This is a genomic window from Streptomyces canus, assembly GCF_041435015.1.
GTDB classification, from domain to species: domain Bacteria; phylum Actinomycetota; class Actinomycetes; order Streptomycetales; family Streptomycetaceae; genus Streptomyces; species Streptomyces canus_G.
Genome location: NZ_CP107989.1, coordinates 8,116,182 through 8,134,079, shown reverse-complemented (window position 1 = coordinate 8,134,079; position 17,898 = coordinate 8,116,182). Strand labels below are relative to the sequence as shown.

General features: G+C 70.5%; 16 protein-coding genes. 8 read left to right on the top strand and 8 right to left on the bottom strand.

Annotation, left to right across the window (positions count from 1 at the left end; translation table 11 throughout):
• Positions 1-40 precede the first annotated feature (40 nt).
• Both glpK and OG841_RS37135 read left to right on the top strand, forming a co-directional pair.
• Positions 41-1,579, top strand: coding sequence for a glycerol kinase GlpK (gene glpK / locus OG841_RS37140; RefSeq protein WP_328637369.1), 1,539 nt, complete (start codon positions 41-43; stop codon positions 1,577-1,579).
• A gap of 55 nt (positions 1,580-1,634) precedes the next feature.
• Positions 1,635-3,251, top strand: coding sequence for a glycerol-3-phosphate dehydrogenase/oxidase (locus OG841_RS37135; protein ID WP_328637370.1), 1,617 nt, complete (start codon positions 1,635-1,637; stop codon positions 3,249-3,251).
• Positions 3,252-3,324: 73 nt separating this feature from the next.
• Here the strand turns inward: OG841_RS37135 and OG841_RS37130 are convergent, their stop codons facing one another.
• Positions 3,325-4,320 carry a phosphotransferase gene (locus tag OG841_RS37130; RefSeq protein ID WP_371568651.1) on the bottom strand — a complete coding sequence of 332 codons (996 nt, stop codon included), beginning with the start codon at positions 4,318-4,320 and terminating at the stop codon, positions 3,325-3,327.
• Positions 4,321-4,651: 331 nt separating this feature from the next.
• Between OG841_RS37130 and OG841_RS37125 the strand changes: the two genes are divergently transcribed.
• The 3 genes from OG841_RS37125 (at position 4,652) to OG841_RS37115 (ending at position 7,475) form a co-directional block, all read left to right on the top strand.
• On the top strand, positions 4,652-5,395 hold the full coding sequence (locus OG841_RS37125) for a nucleoside phosphorylase (RefSeq protein ID WP_371568648.1): 744 nt from the start codon (positions 4,652-4,654) through the stop codon (positions 5,393-5,395).
• Positions 5,396-5,528: 133 nt separating this feature from the next.
• Positions 5,529-6,200 (top strand): FadR/GntR family transcriptional regulator, encoded by a 672-nt coding sequence (locus OG841_RS37120; protein ID WP_266567015.1) that lies wholly within the window; start codon positions 5,529-5,531, stop codon positions 6,198-6,200.
• A gap of 264 nt (positions 6,201-6,464) precedes the next feature.
• The gene (locus OG841_RS37115) at positions 6,465-7,475 is read left to right on the top strand and encodes a PAC2 family protein (RefSeq protein ID WP_328637372.1); all 1,011 of its coding nucleotides are present in this window, start codon (positions 6,465-6,467) and stop codon (positions 7,473-7,475) included.
• A gap of 68 nt (positions 7,476-7,543) precedes the next feature.
• On the opposite strand, the gene OG841_RS37110 is transcribed toward OG841_RS37115, so the two are convergent.
• Positions 7,544-8,473, bottom strand: a complete 930-nt coding sequence (locus OG841_RS37110; RefSeq protein ID WP_328637373.1) for an SMP-30/gluconolactonase/LRE family protein — start codon at positions 8,471-8,473, stop codon at positions 7,544-7,546.
• Positions 8,474-8,744: 271 nt separating this feature from the next.
• Here OG841_RS37110 and OG841_RS37105 point away from each other — a divergent pair, with 271 nt between their 5' ends.
• A complete protein-coding gene (locus tag OG841_RS37105; protein WP_371568643.1) occupies positions 8,745-10,463 on the top strand; it encodes a S8 family peptidase in 1,719 nt (572 codons plus the stop codon).
• A 49-nt stretch (positions 10,464-10,512) separates the two neighbouring features.
• A complete protein-coding gene (locus OG841_RS37100; protein ID WP_328637375.1) occupies positions 10,513-11,082 on the top strand; it encodes a hypothetical protein in 570 nt (189 codons plus the stop codon).
• Between the two features lie 64 nt (positions 11,083-11,146).
• Here the strand turns inward: OG841_RS37100 and mshC are convergent, their stop codons facing one another.
• From mshC to OG841_RS37080, 4 genes are all read right to left on the bottom strand, one after another.
• On the bottom strand, positions 11,147-12,376 hold the full coding sequence (gene mshC / locus OG841_RS37095) for a cysteine--1-D-myo-inosityl 2-amino-2-deoxy-alpha-D-glucopyranoside ligase (RefSeq protein ID WP_328637376.1): 1,230 nt from the start codon (positions 12,374-12,376) through the stop codon (positions 11,147-11,149).
• A gap of 101 nt (positions 12,377-12,477) precedes the next feature.
• Entirely contained in the window at positions 12,478-13,296 is an 819-nt protein-coding gene (locus tag OG841_RS37090; RefSeq protein ID WP_328637377.1) for an SCO1664 family protein, read from the bottom strand.
• Entirely contained in the window at positions 13,260-13,850 is a 591-nt protein-coding gene (locus tag OG841_RS37085) for a DUF3090 domain-containing protein (protein WP_266526379.1), read from the bottom strand. The genes OG841_RS37090 and OG841_RS37085 overlap by 37 nt, the downstream gene beginning before the upstream one ends.
• Before the next feature lie 87 nt (positions 13,851-13,937).
• The gene (locus tag OG841_RS37080; RefSeq protein ID WP_328637378.1) at positions 13,938-14,624 is read right to left on the bottom strand and encodes a histidine phosphatase family protein; all 687 of its coding nucleotides are present in this window, start codon (positions 14,622-14,624) and stop codon (positions 13,938-13,940) included.
• A gap of 62 nt (positions 14,625-14,686) precedes the next feature.
• Here OG841_RS37080 and corA point away from each other — a divergent pair, with 62 nt between their 5' ends.
• Positions 14,687-15,682, top strand: coding sequence for a magnesium/cobalt transporter CorA (corA, locus tag OG841_RS37075; protein WP_328637379.1), 996 nt, complete (start codon positions 14,687-14,689; stop codon positions 15,680-15,682).
• A gap of 6 nt (positions 15,683-15,688) precedes the next feature.
• Here the strand turns inward: corA and OG841_RS37070 are convergent, their stop codons facing one another.
• Together OG841_RS37070 and OG841_RS37065 are read right to left on the bottom strand one after the other, a co-directional pair.
• Positions 15,689-16,477, bottom strand: a complete 789-nt coding sequence (locus OG841_RS37070) for a ferritin-like domain-containing protein (protein WP_328637380.1) — start codon at positions 16,475-16,477, stop codon at positions 15,689-15,691.
• A 252-nt stretch (positions 16,478-16,729) separates the two neighbouring features.
• Positions 16,730-17,785: an LLM class F420-dependent oxidoreductase gene (locus OG841_RS37065; RefSeq protein WP_328637381.1), complete on the bottom strand. Its 1,056-nt coding sequence runs from the start codon at positions 17,783-17,785 to the stop codon at positions 16,730-16,732.
• Positions 17,786-17,898: the final 113 nt, after the last annotated feature.

Sequence of the window (17,898 nt, the reverse complement as noted above, 5' to 3'; positions counted from 1 at the left end):
GTAGCCCGTCCCCTTACTCACGGAACCCCGGGAGCACACAGTGACCGACGCCCACACCGCCGGCCCGTTCATCGCCGCCATCGACCAGGGCACCACCTCCAGCCGCTGCATCGTCTTCGACAGGGACGGCCGTATCGTCTCGGTCGACCAGAAGGAGCACGAGCAGATCTTCCCGAAGCCGGGCTGGGTCGAGCACAACGCCACCGAGATCTGGACCAACGTCGAGGAAGTCGTCGCCGGAGCCATCCAGAAGGCCGGCATCACCCGCGACGACATCAAGGCCATCGGCATCACCAACCAGCGCGAGACCACTCTCCTCTGGGACAAGAACACCGGCGAGCCCGTCCACAACGCCATCGTCTGGCAGGACACTCGCACCGACGCGCTGTGCAAGGAGCTCGGCCGCAACGTCGGCCAGGACCGCTTCCGCCGCGAGACCGGTCTTCCCCTCGCCTCGTACTTCGCCGGCCCGAAGGCCCGCTGGCTGCTCGACAACGTCGAGGGGCTGCGTGAGCGCGCCGAGCGCGGCGACATCCTCTTCGGCACCATGGACAGCTGGGTCATCTGGAACCTGACGGGCGGTGTGAACGGCGGTCACCACGTCACCGACGTCACCAACGCCTCCCGCACCATGCTGATGAACCTCCACACGCTGGAGTGGGACGAGAAGATCGCCGAGTCCATCGGCGTGCCGCTGTCGATGCTCCCCGAGATCCGCTCCTCCGCCGAGGTCTACGGCGAGGTCACCGGCGGCAAGCTGGGCGACCTGCTCGGCGGCATCCCGGTCGCCTCGGCGCTCGGTGACCAGCAGGCGGCCCTGTTCGGCCAGACCTGTTTCGCCGAGGGCGAGGCCAAGTCGACGTACGGCACCGGCACGTTCATGCTGATGAACACCGGTGACAAGATCATCAACTCGTACTCGGGACTGCTGACGACCGTCGGCTACCGCATCGGCGACGAGGCACCGGTCTACGCCCTGGAGGGCTCGATCGCCGTCACCGGTTCGCTGGTGCAGTGGATGCGCGACCAGATGGGCCTGATCTCCACCGCCGCCGAGATCGAGACGCTCGCGCTCTCGGTCGAGGACAACGGCGGCGCGTACTTCGTGCCGGCGTTCTCCGGGCTCTTCGCCCCCTACTGGCGCCCGGACGCCCGCGGTGTGATCGCCGGCCTCACCCGGTACGTCACCAAGGCGCACATCGCCCGCGCGGTCCTGGAGGCCACCGCCTGGCAGACCCGTGAGATCAGCGACGCCATGACCAAGGACTCCGGTGTCGAGCTCGCGGCACTCAAGGTCGACGGCGGCATGACCTCCAACAACCTGCTGATGCAGACGCTCTCGGACTTCCTGGACGCGCCCGTGGTGCGCCCGATGGTCGCCGAGACCACCTGCCTCGGTGCCGCCTACGCCGCCGGTCTCGCCGTCGGCTTCTGGACCAGCACCGACGACCTGCGCGCCAACTGGCGCCGGGCCGCCGAGTGGACCCCCAACATGGCCGCGGAGAAGCGCGACCGTGAGTACAAGAGCTGGCTCAAGGCCGTCGAGCGGACCATGGGCTGGCTCGAGGACGAGAACTGACGGGAGAGCTCACCACAGCTCATCTCGAAGTTCTGATGAGGAGTAAGAACCCCACATGACCAGTCAGTCCACCCTGCAGTCCGTACCTGCCCTCGGTACGCGCCCGGCCTCCGGCTCCCACCCGAGCCGCGCCGAGACCCGGGAGCAGCTCTCCAAGGCGTCGTACGACCTTCTCGTGATCGGCGGCGGCATCCTGGGCATCTCCACCGCCTGGCACGCCGCGCAGTCCGGCCTCAGGGTGGCACTGGTCGACGCCGGCGACTTCGCCGGCGCCACCTCCTCCGCCTCCTCCAAGCTGCTCCACGGCGGTCTGCGCTATCTGCAGACCGGCGCGGTCAAGCTGGTGGCGGAGAACCACTTCGAGCGCCGTGCGGTCTCCCGCCAGGTGGCTCCCCACCTGGCGAACCCGCTCACCTTCTACCTCCCCGTGTACAAGGGCGGGCCGCACGGCGCCGCGAAGCTCGGGGCGGGCGTCTTCGCCTACTCCGCGCTCTCCGCGTTCGGTGACGGTGTCGGTCACCTCCTGTCCCCCGCCAAGGCGGCGCAGGACGTGCCCGAGCTGCGCACCGACAACCTCAAGGCCGTGGCCGTGTACGGCGACGACCAGATGAACGACGCGCGCATGGCGCTGATGACGGTCCGCGCGGCCGTCGAGGCGGGCGCGGTCGTGCTCAACCACGCCGAGGTGACCGGCCTCCGGTTCACCAAGGGCCGGGTGACGGGCGCGGATCTGCGTGACCGGCAGTCCGGTGACGAGTTCGGCGTGAACGCGCGGCTCGTGCTGAACGCGACCGGGCCGTGGGTGGACCACCTGCGCAAGATGGAGGACCCGAACGCGGCTCCCTCCATCCGTCTGTCCAAGGGTGCTCACCTGGTCCTGAAGCGGACGTCTCCGTGGAAGGCCGCGCTGGCCACCCCGATCGACAAGTACCGGATCACCTTCGCCCTCCCGTGGGAGGACATGCTCCTGCTCGGCACGACCGACGAGGAGTTCGAGGGCGACCCGGCCGATGTCGCGGTCACCGAGAAGGACACGGCCCAGATACTCGACGAGGCCGCGTTCTCGGTCCGCGACCAGCAGCTGTCCCGTGACCTGATCACATACTCCTTCGCGGGTCTGCGCGTGCTGCCGGGCGGCCCCGGCAGCACCGCCAAGGCCAAGCGGGAGACCGTGGTCACGGAAGGCCGTGGCGGCATGCTGTCCGTCGCGGGCGGCAAGTGGACGACCTTCCGGCACATCGGCCGTACGGTCATGCAGAAGCTGGAGGCGCTGCCGGGCGCTCCGCTGGGCGACGACTTCGAGCCCATCGCGTCCCTGCCGAAGAAGCTTCCGCTGCCCGGTGTCGCCAACCCGCGCGCGATCGCGCACCGCCTGCTGGTGGACAACCCGGCACCGGGTCCGCGCATGGCCGCCGACACGGCGAAGCATCTGGCCACGCACTACGGTTCGTTGGCCTTCGACATCGCCCGACTGGCCAACGAGAGCCCTGAACTGGGTCAGCGAGTGCATCCCGATGCGCCGGAGATCTGGGCGCAGGTCGTCTACGCGCGGGACAACGAATGGGCGGAGACCACGGACGACGTGCTGCGGCGCAGGACCACGCTGACGATTCGGGGGCTTGCCACGGACGACGTCCGGGCGAAGGTTCAGGATCTGCTCGACAAGAAGTGAGCGGTGACACGGGAAGGGCGGCTCCTCGTCGAGGGGCCGCCCTTTTTCGAGCCGCAGGTCGATACGGCCCGGCCTACATGGCCCGTACGACCGCCCGCACGGACTCCACGTCGGTCAACTCCCGGCGATTCACTATCAGTTCGCGGCCGATGAACAGTGCTCTGCGTGACGCCGCGACCGGGTCCTCCAGTGTCGTCAGGTCGGTCAGGTGGGCGAAGCCGATGATCCTGCGGATGATTTCGGTGCCCGCGTAGCCGAGGGACTCCGTCCAGACCTGCCTCAGGAAGCGGTCCAGGTAGGCGTCGTCGAAGAACGTGTCCACCCGGGTCGGCCACAGGCGGCGGAACTCCCTCTCGAACGCCTTCCAGGACAGCCGGAGTTGGTCGGCGTGGTCCGTCAAGCCGCCCAGCGCGCGGGCCCGTTCCTCCGAGACCAGGGCGTTGACCCAGTACAGGCCCAGGTCGAAGCCGATGGGTCCCACGAAGGAGAACTCGGGGTCGAAGACCCGCACCACGGGGGCGCCGTCACGGATGCTGACCATGACGCTGCCGGTGTGGAGGTCGCCGTGCAGGAGGGCCTGGGCGCCGGTCATGAACAGGTGCCTGAGCTCGGCCACCTCCGTGCGGAGCTCCGCGTCCGTCCGGAAGGACACCGCCAGGTCGGCCACGCCCTCGTGCCAGTGGTTGTGTTCGTGCTCGAGGTACGGCTCCGACAACACCACGTCTTCCGTGATCTTGCAGAGCTCGGGGCTCACCGAGGCCGCGATCAGGGCCTTGCGCTCCGCCGACGGCATACCGAAGTCGCTCGTGGCGAAGGAGAGTTGAGCGACCAGTTCACCGATGCGGGCCGAGGTGTGGGTGCCGTACCAGGACGGGCCCGCCACCCGCACCCAGGGCAGGGCCTGCTTCACGGCGAGGCTGCGGGTGCCGTCGGCCGAGGAGGCGAGGAAGACCCGGTTCATGTTGCCGTCGGAGACCTCCCGTACGGCGATGTCGTCCAGGTCCTCCCAGTGGCCGCGCTCGCTCAGGTACGCCGGGATGTCGTCGGTCTCCAGGATGCGGTAGCCCATGCGTGTCTCCTCAGGACGTACGGCGCTTGGACAGGGTGAAGCTGAACACCAGGGCGAGGATGAGGACCGCGCCCTCGACGACGTCCTGGGTGTAGTACGGCAGGCCCTGACCTGGGGGAACCATAGTTCGAGACGGTCGTACAGATGTCTGAGAAGTCGTGTGGGAGTCCAGTACCCTGTCCGCGGATCGAGACGGGGTGGCCTCCCCCTCCAGGGCCTGCGTCTGCCCCACCAGACGACCGACGCCGTGCCCCTACGTCGTCACGCTCGGCGCCCTCTTCCTCGCGACGGCCCGCCGCCGTCGCCCTGTCCGCCCTTCCGGAGCCGCCTCATGAGCCAGGACCTGCTGCCCGTCACCCGCATACCCCGCACCGGGCTCCCGGCGCACGCGGTCGTCGTCGGCGACCCGGCCCGCGCGGCCGCCGTCGCCGCCCTCCTCGACGGCGCCGAGGAGGTGTCGTACCACCGCGAATACCGTGTGTTCAGCGGCAGTTGGAAGGGCGTGCCGGTCGCCGTCGCCTCGCACGGCGTGGGCGGCCCCGGTGCGATCCTGCTGTTCCAGGAGCTGGCCGACGCGGGGGCCGGCACGATCCTGCGGTTCGGCACGGCGGGCGCGATGAAGCCCGGGATCGGCGACGGCGATCTCGTCATCGCGGAGGCCGCCGTACGGGACGACGGGGTCACCCAGCAGCTGCTGCCCCCTGAGTACCCGGCGGTCTCGGCACCCGAGGCGGTCCTCGCGCTCCAGCGCGCGGCCCGAGAGACCGGGGCACCGCACCACCGGGGCATCGTCTGGACACGGGCGGCCTTCCAGCCCGGTCTCCTTCCCCTCTTCTCCTACGGCGGCGCCGGGCTCGCGGCGATCGAGATGGAGCTGTCGGCGCTGCTGGTCACCGCCTCGCTGCGAGGGCTCGTCGCCGGTGGTGTGCTCGTGATCGACGGGGCGAACGCGGACGAGCTGGTGGACGAGGAGGGCACCAGCGTCTACGACCCGCACCGGGAGGTCGTCGTGGCCGGTGCCGAGCGGGGTGCGGTGGTCTCCCTGGAGGCACTGCGGCTGCTCGCCGAGTCCTGAAGCGTGGTGTACGCGGTTCACGGCGACGAGCGGGCCCTGATCGCCGATCTGGAGGCTCTCGTCCGAGCAGACCTCATAATGAAGCTGAGACATCCGAGGTCTCAGCGCGATGCGGGGCGAGAAGGAGGCCGACATGGCTGTCACCGACGAGGCGATCGAGAAGATCAAGGGAATGATCGTCTCCGGCGCGCTGCGCCCCGGCGACCGGCTCCCCAAGGAGAGCGAGCTCGCCTCCGAGCTGGGGCTGTCCCGCAACTCGCTGCGCGAGGCCGTGCGGGCGCTGTCGCTGATCCGCATCCTGGACGTACGGCAGGGCGACGGCACGTATGTGACCAGCCTGGATCCGCAACTCCTGCTGGAGGCGATGAGCTTCGTCGTCGACTTCCACCGCGACGACACGGTCCTGGAGTTCCTGGCCGTGCGCCGCATCCTGGAGCCGGCCGCCACGGCGATGGCCGCCTCCCGGATCAGTGAGCAGCAACTGGACGCGCTCTCCGCCCAGTTGGACAAGCTCGGCGACAGCCCGTCGGTGGAGGAGCTGGTGGCCTCCGACCTGGACTTCCACCGCGGGATCGTGCAGAGCTCCGGAAACTCCGTCCTCTGCTCGCTTCTTGACGGTCTGTCGGGTCCTACTACGCGGGCCCGGATCTGGCGTGGACTGACCCAGGAGGACGCGGTCAGCCGCACCCTGCACGAGCACCGCGCGATCCTCGCCGCCCTGCGCGACCGGGACGGCGAGGCGGCCCGGTCGTGGGCGACGGTGCACATCGCGAGCGTGGAGCAGTGGCTGCGATCCACTCTGTGAGTTCGCGGCGGGGACTGTAGGGGTGCGCGTCATCGTGCGGGTGCCGGCTCGTTGTCGCTGGTCGCGTCCACGCGGCGGAGCCGCATATCGACACCTCCCGCGCCCTGAGGTCGGGACAGCCCCCGGGTGAGAGGCCCGGGTGTTTCAGGGTGGCGAACGGGGCAGTGATCCGTTCACTCCCCCGTGCAAGGGGGCTGCGGGCGCCCCCGCCGGACGCCGTAAGGTTGGTGCGTTAGGCGAGGGCACGTCGGAAGGAGGCGCTGGGTGATCGAGCTCGAGGGGGTTCCCGAGCTGATCGACCCGGTCATGGTGGCCGCGTTCGAGGGCTGGAACGACGCCGGCGACGCCGCCTCCACCGCGGTCGCACATCTGGACAAGGAGTGGAAGGGCGAGGTGTTCGCGGCGCTCGACGCCGAGGACTACTACGACTTTCAGGTGAACCGCCCCACGGTGTGGCTGGACGGCGGAGTGCGCAAGATCACGTGGCCGACGACAAGGTTGTCGGTGGTCCGCGTCGGCGGCGACAAGCCGCGCGATCTCGTACTCGTCCGAGGCATCGAGCCGTCGATGCGATGGCGCTCGTTCTGCAACGAGTTGCTGGGCTTCGCCCACGAACTGGGCGTGGAGCTGGTCGTGATCCTCGGCGCGCTGCTCGGCGACACCCCGCACACCCGTCCGGTCCCGATCAGCGGGACCACGTCCGATGCGGACCTGGCCCAGCGGATGGACCTGGAGGAGACCAAGTACGAGGGCCCCACGGGCATCGTCGGCATCCTCCAGGAGGCCTGCACCCATGCGGGCGTACCCGCGGTGTCGCTGTGGGCGGCCGTACCGCACTATGTGTCGCAGCCGCCGAACCCGAAGGCGACGCTGGCCCTCCTGAACCGTCTGGAGGACCTGATCGACGTACGGATCCCGCTGGGCGAGCTGGCCGAGGACGCGCGCGCCTGGCAGGTGGGCGTGGACCAGCTGGCCGCCGAGGACACCGAGGTCGCGGAGTACGTCCAGACGCTGGAGGAGGCCCGGGACACCGCGGAGCTGCCGGAGGCCTCGGGCGAGGCGATCGCCCGGGAGTTCGAGCGGTATCTGCGGCGCCGGGACGGCGGTCAGCCGGGGCAGCCGGGCGGTCACGCGACCGCGGACGGCAGTGACAGCGCTGCCTATCTGCGGGACGGCCCCAGCGGTCGGGCGAAGCCTCCCAAGCCGCAGAAGCCGGAGACAGAGGCCGGGACGGAACCGGAGACGGACGACGAGGACTCGTCGTCGGAGGACTGAGCCGAGGGCTGAGCCGAGAACCGGGCCGGTGAGGGCGGTGCGCGGGATGCGCGCCGCCCTCTGCCGTGTCAGACCTGTGGCACCGCCACCGCGTCGTATTCGGTGGTGGGTGTCGGCTCCACGTCGAAGCGCGCGTTGGGCAGATACAGGTGCCTGCCCCAGGCCGCCACCGTCGTCGGGATGCGGAAGCGCGGGTCGGTGATGCGGGTGAGCGCGGTGCCCCGGGTGCCGACGTCGTTCAGCCGGAACACGTCGATCGCGTTCTGCTGCTGCTGGACGGCGTAGAGGATCCGGCCGAGCAGCAGCAGGCCGTCGCCGTTGGGCAGTTTCGCCGTGCCCAGGTCGACGGCGCGGGCGGTGCCGGTGCGCGGGTCGACCCGCATGAGGCCGCCGCCGTTCGCGTAGTCGTTCACCACGAGCAGGGCGCGGCCGTCGGGGGTGCGCTCGATGCCGTTGGCCGTGAAGTCGGGTCCCTGCTGCCAGTCCCCGGTCAGCGGTACGGTCGTCACCGCGCCCTGGGCCAGCTTGTAGAGCACCGGCTTGAAGGAGTCGGTGAACCAGGCGGCGCCCGGGGTGAGGATCACGTCGTTCACGAAGGTGCCGCCGGTGGCGTAGACCTGTTCGGTCTCGCCGGAGCGGGCGTCCACGGTCCGTATCTCGCCGCTGTCGCCGCCGGCGAGGAAGAGTCTGCCGTGCCGGTCGATCTTGAGACCGACCGTCGGGCGTCCGGCGCCCTTGGCGACGATCTTGCCGCGGCCGGTGGCGAGGCTCGCCCGGTAGATGTCTCCGTTCGCGAGGGAGCCGAAGTAGGCGCAGGGCTCGGAGCCGATGGTGATGCCCTCGGGCTGGAAGCCGTCGGGGAGGGAAAACTGCGCGGGCCACGCGGCGTGCCGGGTCTCGGCCGCGTGCGCGGTGCCGCCGAGCAGGGCTGCTCCGGTCAGCGCGGCGGTCGTGGTCAGGAGTGTGCGACGTGCGAAGGAACGGTCTGCGAGTGCCACGGTGCGTCCTTCCGCCGGGGGCCGGCGCACGGCCGGCCGAACGGGTGCGCGAAGCTCCCACCCCATCACATGACCGCTGCCTCCACAGCCTTTGGCCGGATTGTGGCGTGACATCGGCTTCCGGACGGATTGCACACGTTACCCAATTCAACTTGTTTCAAACCGAGTTGGCGAACCAGGGCTGGACGAGCCGCCGTTGCGGTGCTTGGTTGTCCCCCGAAGACACGGAAGGCACCCGCAGAACCCGCACGGACGAAGGGAGCGGTACCCGATGACCGAGCAGGTACAGCCGCCACAGGGCCCGGGAGCCTCCGGGCCGGGCCCCGACGGAGCGGGATTCAGCTACCGGGGAGCCGAACAGGAACTGATCGTCGTCGCCCGCTCCGAGGCCCGGCTGCGTGCCGGGGCCGAGGGCGTCCGCTCCGCGGCGGGCGCGGACGTGTCGGCCCTCAACATGTTCCTCAGCGACGAACAGCTCGCCCTGGAGCCGCTGTTCGGCAGCGAGGAGCGACTGCAGCAGTCGGCCGTCCCGAGCGCCGAGGACGTGCCCGATCTGGCGCGGTTCTACCGGGTACGCGGCGGAGAGGACCGGGCGGCGGAACTGCGGGCGCGGATCGCCGCGCTGCCGGGCATCGACACGGCGTACGTCAAACCGCCCGCCGTGCCCGCGACGGTGGACGACGACCGCCGGCTGAAGGAGGGCGCGCCCGTCACGCCCGACTTCACCAGCAGGCAGGGCTATCTGCGCCCCGCACCCGAGGGGATAGACGCCCACTGGGCCTGGCAGCGCCCCGGTGGGACGGGTCGGGGGGTGACGGTGATCGACGTCGAGGGCGCCTGGCAGCTGGGCCACGAGGACCTGGCCGCCAAGCTCGCCGGTGTCGTCGTCGGCACCCCGCTGACCGACCTGGCCTGGCGCAACCACGGCACCGCCGTGATCGGCGTCATCGGCGGCGACCCGGGCGAGCGCGGCGTGACCGGGATCGCGCCGGAGGCGGTGACGGCGGCCGCGTCCTTCCAGGGCATCGGCACGGCCGCCGCGATCCAGGCGGCGGCCGACCGGCTCGGCCCCGGTGACGTCGTCCTGGTCGAACTGCACCGTCCCGGACCGCGGTTCGACCACGCGCTCCGAGACGACCAGAAGGGCTACATCGCGCTCGAGTGGTGGCCGGACGACTACGCGGCCGTCCGGTACGCGACCGCCAAGGGCGTTCTCGTCGTGGCGGCCGCGGGCAACGGCGGCGAGTCCCTCGACGACGCCGTCTACGAGCGCCGCCCCGACGAGTTCCCCGCGTGGTGGCGCAACCCGTTCAACCCCTCCAACCGGTCCTCCGGTGCCGTCCTGGTCGGCGCGGGCGCCCCGCCGCCCGGCACGCACGGCCGTGACCACGGCCCGGACCGCTCTCGCCTGGCGTTCTCCAACTACGGTGCGCGCGTGGACGCGCAGGGCTGGGGACGCGAGGTCACGACCACCGGCGGCTTCTGGGACAAGCCCGGCGACCTTCAGGGCGGGCCCGAGGAGATCGCCTGGTACACGGACACGTTCTCCGGGACCTCCTCCGCCTCCCCGGTGGTGGTCGGCGCGCTGGCCGCGCTGCAGGGCATGCTCAAGGCGGCCGGCCAGCCGCCGATGTCCCCGGAGCGCGCCCGTACGGTGCTGCGCGCCACGGGCTCCCCGCAGCAGGACGCACCCGGCCGTCCCGCCTCGCAGCGGATCGGCAACCGTCCCGACATCAAGGCGGCGGTCACCCGGCTGCTGCCGGAGGCCGTCGGCTCGGGCCAGGCTGAAAGGTACTGGGACGAGCTTCTGCCCTTACCCCGTGAACTCCCGCCGCGCCTGCGCCTGTTCGTGGCCGGTGCCTGGCGCAACCTCAACCACCCGTCCCCCGAGATCAGGCAGGCGGTCCACACCGCCTTCGCGGGTGGACGGCCCGACGTCCGGGTGTGGTTCTCGGACGACGAGATCGTCGGCCTGGTGATCACCGGCTGACGGTCCGGCACGGCACGTCCCGTCACATCAAACGGAAGGTGACATCCGCATGAGCATCACCCCGCAGATGGGCCGGCAGGGACAGCAAGAGGGTCAGCAGTTCCCGACGACCTCGCCCTACCAGCAGCAGGGCTTCGGACCGCAGGGCGGCCAGCAGGGCTTCGGCATGGGTGCCGGCTCCATGGAGCAGCTCCAGCAGCTCGGTCAGCAGCAGCCGTTCCAGCAGCTGTTGCAGCAGCTGAGCGGCCAGCAACATCAGCAGCAGCCCTTCGGGCAGGCACCGCAGCAGGACCAGCAGGCGCAGCAGCAGGAGCGTCAGGTGCAGCAGGAGCTGACGCAGCTCGCGCAGCAGGTGGTCCAGCAGATCGTCCAGCAGGTGCAGGCGCAGGCCCTCGCCTCCGGTGTGGCGAACGGCTTCATCGACATCGTGCACCCGCTCCAGGGCCAGCCCCAGCAGGTCTTCCTGCGCATCAACAACCAGTTCCGGGTCCTGAACAACCCGAGCCCGCAGATCCACCAGCAGATCCAGGAGGCCTTCGCGTTCGGTCACCAGGTGATCGGCATCTGGGACGCCCAGTCCCCGAACGTCCTGCGCAGCGTGCGGATCCAGCGGATCTGACCGGCGGCCGAAAGACAAAGGGGCGCTTCCTCACCGCGGAGGAAGCGCCCCTTTGCGTACCGCCTTACAGCGCGACGCCGAGCAGCGCGTCCACCGCACGTGTCACGACGCCGGGCGCGCCCATGTCGGCTCCGCCCCGCTCCTCCTGCGCGGCGGCCCAACGGTCGACGGCGGCCAGCGCGGTGGGGGCGTCCAGGTCGTTCGCGAGGGCCTCGCGGATCTCCTCGACGAGCCTCTCGGCGGACGGACCGTCGGGCCGGGAGACGGCGGCACGCCAGCGGCCCAGCCGGTCCACGGCGTCCTGGAGGACATGGTCGGTCCACTCCCAGTCGGCCCGGTAGTGGTGGGCGAGCAGCGCCAGGCGGATGGCGGCGGGATCGACACCCTCGCGCCGCAGCTGCGACACGAAGACCAGGTTGCCCTTGGACTTGGACATCTTCTCGCCGTCGAGGGCGACCATGCCGGCGTGGACGTACGCCTTGGCCATGGGGAACTCGCCGGTCAGCACCTGGGCGTGGGAGGCGCCCATCTCGTGGTGCGGGAAGGCGAGGTCGGAGCCGCCGCCCTGGACGTCGAAGGTCATGCCGAGGTGGTCCAGGGCGATCGCGACGCACTCGATGTGCCAGCCGGGGCGTCCCCGGCCGAGCGAAGCGCCGTCCCAGCTGGGCTCGCCCTCACGGGCGGCCATCCACAGCATCGGGTCCAGCGGGTTCTTCTTGCCCGGACGGTCCGGGTCGCCGCCGCGCTCGGCGGACAGCAGCCGCATGGCGGCCGCGTCGAGGTTCGAGACCTTGCCGAAGTTCGGGTCGGACTCGACGGAGAAGTACACGTCCCCTTCGAGCTCGTACGCGGCACCGGCGTCCCGCAGCCGCTCGACGAGCGGCACGATCCCGGGTATCGCCTCGACCGCGCCGATGTAGTGCTGCGGGGGCAGCATCCGCAGGGCGGTCATGTCCTCGCGGAAGAGGGCCGTCTCCTTCTCGGCGAGGGCGGCCCAGTCGAGGCTGTCCCGCTCGGCGCGCTCGAGGAGCGGGTCGTCGATGTCGGTGACGTTCTGGACGTAGTGCACCTGGCGCTTGGTGTCGAGCCACACGCGCTGCACGAGGTCGAACGCGTTGTAGGTCGCCGCGTGCCCTATGTGGGTGGCGTCGTACGGCGTGATGCCGCAGACGTAGAGACGGGCGACGGGACCGGGGTCGAGGGAGACCAAGCCACCGGTCGCGGTGTCGTGGATCCTCAGGTCGCGGCCCTGACCAGGCAGGGCGGGGACCTCGGAAGCGGGCCAGGCATGCATGTCATGAGCCTAACCGGACGGATGTTCCGTATACGAACCGGACCGGGCCGGATGGCCGGTAAGGCCTTCTTGCGCGGTACGGGCCTGTGTGCAGTGTGCTGCTAAACGGGCGGCCAGGGAATGGCCGGCCACTCACCGCTCGGTTCCGGGTGCTTCCCGGAGTCCAGCAGCGCGTCGACACGCGCGCGTGTGGCGTCGAGCTCGGCGGCCGTGATCAGTACGGCGAGACGCCGGGCGAGCGCTCCCGAGGGGCCGAGCGTCTCCCTGAGGCCCTTGAGGACCTCGACCGCCTCTCCCGTCAGGGGTTCCCCGGCCCAGCCCCACAGGAGCGTGCGGAGCTTGTTCTCGGTGTTGAAGGTCACTCCGTGGTCGATGCCGTAGAGACGGCCGCCCTCGGCGGGCAGCAGGTGGCCGCCCTTGCGGTCCGCGTTGTTGATCACCGCGTCGAGGACCGCGAGCCGGCGCAGCCGCTCGTCGTCCGCGTGCACCAGGAGCGCGGTCCTGCCTTCGTCGACCTCGGCGAGGCCGATGGCCCTCCAGCCGGGTTCGGGTTCCTCGGCGTCGACCAGGGCGAGCAGTTCGCTGCCCGGCACGCCCTCGATCCACAACTGGCACATGCCCTCGCCGTAGGGTCCGTCCCGCAGCACGGTGGGCGGGACCAGCCCCCAGCCGGTCGCCTCGGACACCTCGTACGCTGCGACCTCGCGCTGGGCGAGGGTGCCGTCCGGGAAGTCCCAGAGGGGCCTCTCGCCGCGGACCGGCTTGTAGACGCAGAGGGCCTCCTGTCCGTCGTGGGAGACGGAACAGTGCAGCACCGCGTTGGACGCTTCGCGGATCTGTCCGCGAACCGTCAGCTCACCTCTGGCGAGCAGCTCTGCCGTGGTCACGCTCCGCGGCGGTATCCGTTCTGGCGCGGACATACGTGTCCTTCCGGGTCGAGCGGGAGGCTGCACAGCGGGCACGGCGGCCGCCCGGCGTTGACGACGTCCAGGGCACGCTTGGCGAAGGCCCTGGCCTGCGCGCCGGTGAGCCGGACCCGCAGCATCGGGGGGCCGTTCTCCTCGTCCTGGAGGAGTTTCTCCTCGGCCTCGGCGAGGTCCTCCTCGGATTCGGCCTCCAGCTCCACGAGGGCCTGCGCCTCGACGATCATGCGCTGCTCCTCGCCGTCCCAGGCGAGGGCCATGGTGCCGACCCGGAACTCCTCCTCGATGGGAGTGTCGAGGGGGGCGGTGTCGGCGACCTCGGTGGGCGACACCGCCGGCACCGGGGCGCTGCCGCCGCTGCGGCGCACGACCTCGTCGAGGAGTTCTTCCATCCGCTCGGCGAGAGCGGCCACCTGCGTCTTCTCCAGGGCCACGCTGGTCACTCGGGGGCCGGCCGTGGCCTGGAGGAAGAACGTACGGCGCCCGGGCAGTCCGACCGTGCCGGCCACGAAGCGGTCCGGCGGGTCATAGAGGAACACCTGACGGGACACGTCCTGTCTCCATTGGATTCGTGAGTACGGGAACGTCCATGCGTGAACGCGCTTGTGTGAACCGCTTCACCCTACTGCGCCCGACGATCACGGTGCGCCCGCACCACCACCGACCGCGGCGTCACCGCCCGCGGCCCCCTCTCGCGGCACGAGGGACGCGAAGTCACCGGTGTCGCCGAGGCGGACGAGAAACGGCCGCAGACGTGTGTATCGGATGACAGTGATGGAACACGGTTCGACAGAGATCCTCTGGAAGAGGTCGAGATGAAGACCCAGTGCGTCCGCGACGAGCGACTTGATGATGTCGCCGTGCGAGCACATCAGATAGACGGCGTCGGCTCCGTGGTCGCGCTCCACGCGCGCGTTCCACTCGCGTACGGCCTCCGCCGCGCGCGTCTGCATCGCTCGCATGGACTCACCGCCGGGAAACGCGGCGGCCGACGGATGCGCCTGGACGACCTCCATGAGCGGCTCGTCACCCAGCTCCGCGAGCTTGCGGCCGGACCAGTCGCCGTAGTGGCACTCCCCGATGCGTTCCTCGCTGTGCGCCGGGAGGCCGGGCCGGGCGTCGAGCAGCGGCTGAATCGTTTCCTGACAGCGCTGGAGGGGGCTGGCGACGACCTCGGAGATCGGCACTCCTTCGAGCCGTCCGGGCAGCGAGGCGGCCTGTGCGGTGCCGCGCTCGTCGAGGGCCACCCCGGGCGTCCACCCGGCGAGCAGCCCCTCGGTGTTCGCGGTGGATCGTCCGTGCCTGACAAGGATCAACGTGGGCATGCGGCCCAGGGTAGGCGTACGCCGAACCGCGGCGTCCTTCGAGCGACGGGAGAACACACTCCGTGATCGTTGACTGTGCCATCTACCGGGAAGGGCGTCGTTCGGAGGGGCCCGAGGACCTGTCCGACGCGCTGGACGAGGCGCGATCGGCGGGCGGGTTCGTCTGGCTCGGCCTGCACGAGCCGACGGAGAAGGAGTTCGACCTGGTCACCCGGGAGTTCGGACTGCACCCACTGGCGGTGGAGGACGCTCTCAAGGCCCATCAGCGGCCCAAGCTGGAGGTGTACGACGACTCGCTGTTCGTGGTCCTCAAGCCGGTGGTGTACGAGCCGAAGAGCGACACCGTCTCCACCGGCGAGGTCATGCTCTTCCTCGGCGACGCCTTCGTGGTGACGGTCCGTCATGGCGTGGGCTCACCGCTGAAGGCGGTACGGGAGCGCCTCGAGCAGGAGCCGCAGCTGCTCGGCAAGGGACCCACCTCCGTGTTGTACGCGGTCGCCGACGCCGTCGTGGACCACTACCTGGAGGTGGCGACGGAGCTGGCGACCGACCTGGAGGAGCTGGAGGCGGAGGTGTTCTCGCCGGACGGCGGCGGCTCGCGGCACACCGCGTCCCGGATCTACACCTTCAAGCGCCAGGTCCTGGAGTTCCGCCGCGCCACCGTCCCGCTCTCGATGCCGCTGACCCGGCTCGCGGGCGTGGGGGCGTACGGCGGGACGGTGCCGTTCGTGAACGACAGGGCGCGGCCCTTCTTCCGGGACGTCAACGACCACCTCGCGCGCGTGAACGAGTCGGTGGAGGGCCTGGACCGGCTGGTGTCGGACGTCCTGTCGGCGCATCTCGCGCAGATGAGCGTCCGGCAGAACGACGACATGCGGAAGATCTCCGCGTGGGCGGCCATGGCGGCGGTCCCCACGATGATCGCGGGGATCTACGGCATGAACTTCGACCACATGCCGGAGCTGCACTGGGTGTGGGCGTATCCGGCGGTGATCGTGCTGATGGGCGTTCTGGAAGTGCTGCTGTACCGGCTGTTCAAGCGCCGGGGCTGGCTGTAGGGGTTCTCAGGCGAACTCGGGGGCGGAGGTGGCGGGTCCGCCGAGGGCGTCTCGGCGCTCCGGTGGCGTCAAGGAGACCATGCGGCGCCAGCCCGCGGCACGTTCGTAGGCGTACACACCGTGGATGCCCGCGGCGAGGACGGCGGACTTCGCCCGGGACCAGCCGAGGATGCTTCCCATGTGGGCCATCACCGCGAGGCTGACGTCCCGGTAGACGCGGATCTCGGCCAGCGCGCACTCCCTGAGCGTGTGCCGGATGGCGCGGCCGTGGCCGGCCTGGGCGAAGCGCAGCAGTTCCTCGTGGCAGTAGGCGAGGTGGTTGTCCTCGTCGCCCGAGATCATCTTCACCGCCCGGCCGAGCTCGGGGTGGTCGGCGAAGTGCCTGCGCAGCAGCTCCATCTGCTCGGAGGCCCGCTGTTCGGTGACCCTGCTGTGGGCGAGGTAGGTGACGATGTCCCGCACGGTCAGCGGCTCGTCGCCCTTGAGCTTCTCGTGGGCCAGGCCGATGCCGTGTTTCTCCAGGAGCATCGTGTAGTCCGTCTCGGGCGGGACGGGTACGGGTTCGAGACCGCGTTTCCTCATCAGGGCGTTGAAGATCCGCCCGTGCTTGTCCTCGTCGGCGCCGTGCCGGGTGATCTTGGGGGCGAGCGCGCGCTCGCTCGGCGGTACCAGCGCCGCGATGCGGGCGTTCTCCCAGCCGCCCTGCGACTCCCCGCTGGCCGCGATGGAGCAGAACAGCCGGAAGGACTCGTCGTGGTCGAGGATCTCCTGGAACAGACTCTTGGCCGAAAGCATCGTGGGGCACCTCTCTGCCGGACTGGCGGCAATCCGCAAAGAAAGAGTCAAATGCGGCGCGAGGGGTGCGGCAACAGCTGCGGCGGACAACTCCGCCGAAAGGATGACGTCCGGGGTCACGACAGGGGCGTAACCGCACAGGGCGCGTGCGCGTTGAAGCCCGTGACGGCCGTGGCGGGGAAGACCCCCGAGCCCCCACCACGGCCGCGGAAACCTCCGGTGGCCGAACCGTTTGTCCGTGCGCAGGCGCCGTTATGCGAGCCCGGCCCGCTCCAGGGCCTCGGTGCCGGCCCTGAGCGAGGCGAGCCGCTCGTCGAGGGTGAAGCCGGCGGGGGCCAGGGTGAGGGTGGTGACGCCGGCCGCCGCGTACTCCTTCATCCGGTCCGCGATGCGGTCCACGGAGCCGAGCAGGGCGGTCTTGTCGATGAGGTCGTGCGGGATGGCGGCCGCTGCGCCGTCCTTGTCGCCGGCCAGGTACTTGTCCTGGATCTCGGCGGCCGCCGCCTCGAAGCCCATCCGCTGGGCGAGCTGGTTGTAGAAGTTCTGCTTGCGGCTGCCCATGCCGCCCACGTACAGCGCGGTGTAGGGGCGGAAGGTGTCGGCGAGCGTGGTCACGTCCTTGTCCTCGCCGAGGGCGAGCGGGAGCGTCGGGGCGATGTCGAACCCCTCGAGGGTCTTGCCCGCCTTCTCCCGCCCGGCACGCAGATGCCGGATCGCGGTGTCCTCCAGGTGCTCGGCGGAGGGGAAGATCAGCAGGGCCCCGTCGGCGATCTCGCCGGTCTGCTCCAGGTTCTTCGGGCCGATCGCGGCGATGTACAGCGGGATGTGCTCGCGCTCGGGGTGCACGGTCAGCTTGAGCGGCTTGCCGGGGCCGCCGGGCAGCGGGAGCGTCCAGTGCTCGCCGTCGTGGGTGAGGCGTTCGCGGCTCATGGCCTTGCGCACGATCTCGACGTACTCACGCGTGCGTGCCAGCGGCTTGTCGAACTTGACGCCGTACCAGCCCTCGGAGACCTGCGGTCCCGAGACGCCGAGGCCGAGCCGGAAGCGGCCGCCGGAGAGGGAGTCGAGGGTGGCGGCGGTCATCGCGGTCATCGCCGGCTGGCGGGCCGGGATCTGGAAGATGGCCGAGCCGACGTCGATGCGCTCGGTCTGGGCGGCGACCCACGTGAGCACGGTGGCCGCGTCCGATCCGTAGGCCTCCGCGGCCCAGCAGACGGCGTATCCGAGCCGGTCGGCCTCCTGGGCGACGGCGAGATTGTCCGCGTCCATTCCGGCGCCCCAGTAGCCGAGGTTGATCCCGAGCTGCATGGCCGATTCCCCTTACCGATCAGTAACGTCCTTGTCGGCAGACCATAGCGCGGCAGGGCGCACCGGGGCAGGTCGCGGCCCGTGCCGATGAGCGGACGGCGATCTCCGCGCGC

Bases quoted from the DNA above. Each gene is read 5' to 3' on its own strand.
- OG841_RS37135 (WP_328637370.1), top strand. From the start codon at position 1,635: ATGACCAGTCAGTCCACCCTGCAGTCCGTACCTGCCCTCGGTACGCGC.
- OG841_RS37130 (WP_371568651.1), bottom strand. From the start codon at position 4,320: ATGGGCTACCGCATCCTGGAGACCGACGACATCCCGGCGTACCTGAGC.
- OG841_RS37125 (WP_371568648.1), top strand. From the start codon at position 4,652: ATGAGCCAGGACCTGCTGCCCGTCACCCGCATACCCCGCACCGGGCTC.
- OG841_RS37120 (WP_266567015.1), top strand. From the start codon at position 5,529: ATGGCTGTCACCGACGAGGCGATCGAGAAGATCAAGGGAATGATCGTC.
- OG841_RS37105 (WP_371568643.1), top strand. From the start codon at position 8,745: ATGACCGAGCAGGTACAGCCGCCACAGGGCCCGGGAGCCTCCGGGCCG.
- OG841_RS37100 (WP_328637375.1), top strand. From the start codon at position 10,513: ATGAGCATCACCCCGCAGATGGGCCGGCAGGGACAGCAAGAGGGTCAG.
- mshC (WP_328637376.1), bottom strand. From the start codon at position 12,376: ATGCATGCCTGGCCCGCTTCCGAGGTCCCCGCCCTGCCTGGTCAGGGC.
- OG841_RS37090 (WP_328637377.1), bottom strand. From the start codon at position 13,296: ATGTCCGCGCCAGAACGGATACCGCCGCGGAGCGTGACCACGGCAGAG.
- OG841_RS37080 (WP_328637378.1), bottom strand. From the start codon at position 14,624: ATGCCCACGTTGATCCTTGTCAGGCACGGACGATCCACCGCGAACACC.
- OG841_RS37070 (WP_328637380.1), bottom strand. From the start codon at position 16,477: ATGCTTTCGGCCAAGAGTCTGTTCCAGGAGATCCTCGACCACGACGAG.
- OG841_RS37065 (WP_328637381.1), bottom strand. From the start codon at position 17,785: ATGCAGCTCGGGATCAACCTCGGCTACTGGGGCGCCGGAATGGACGCG.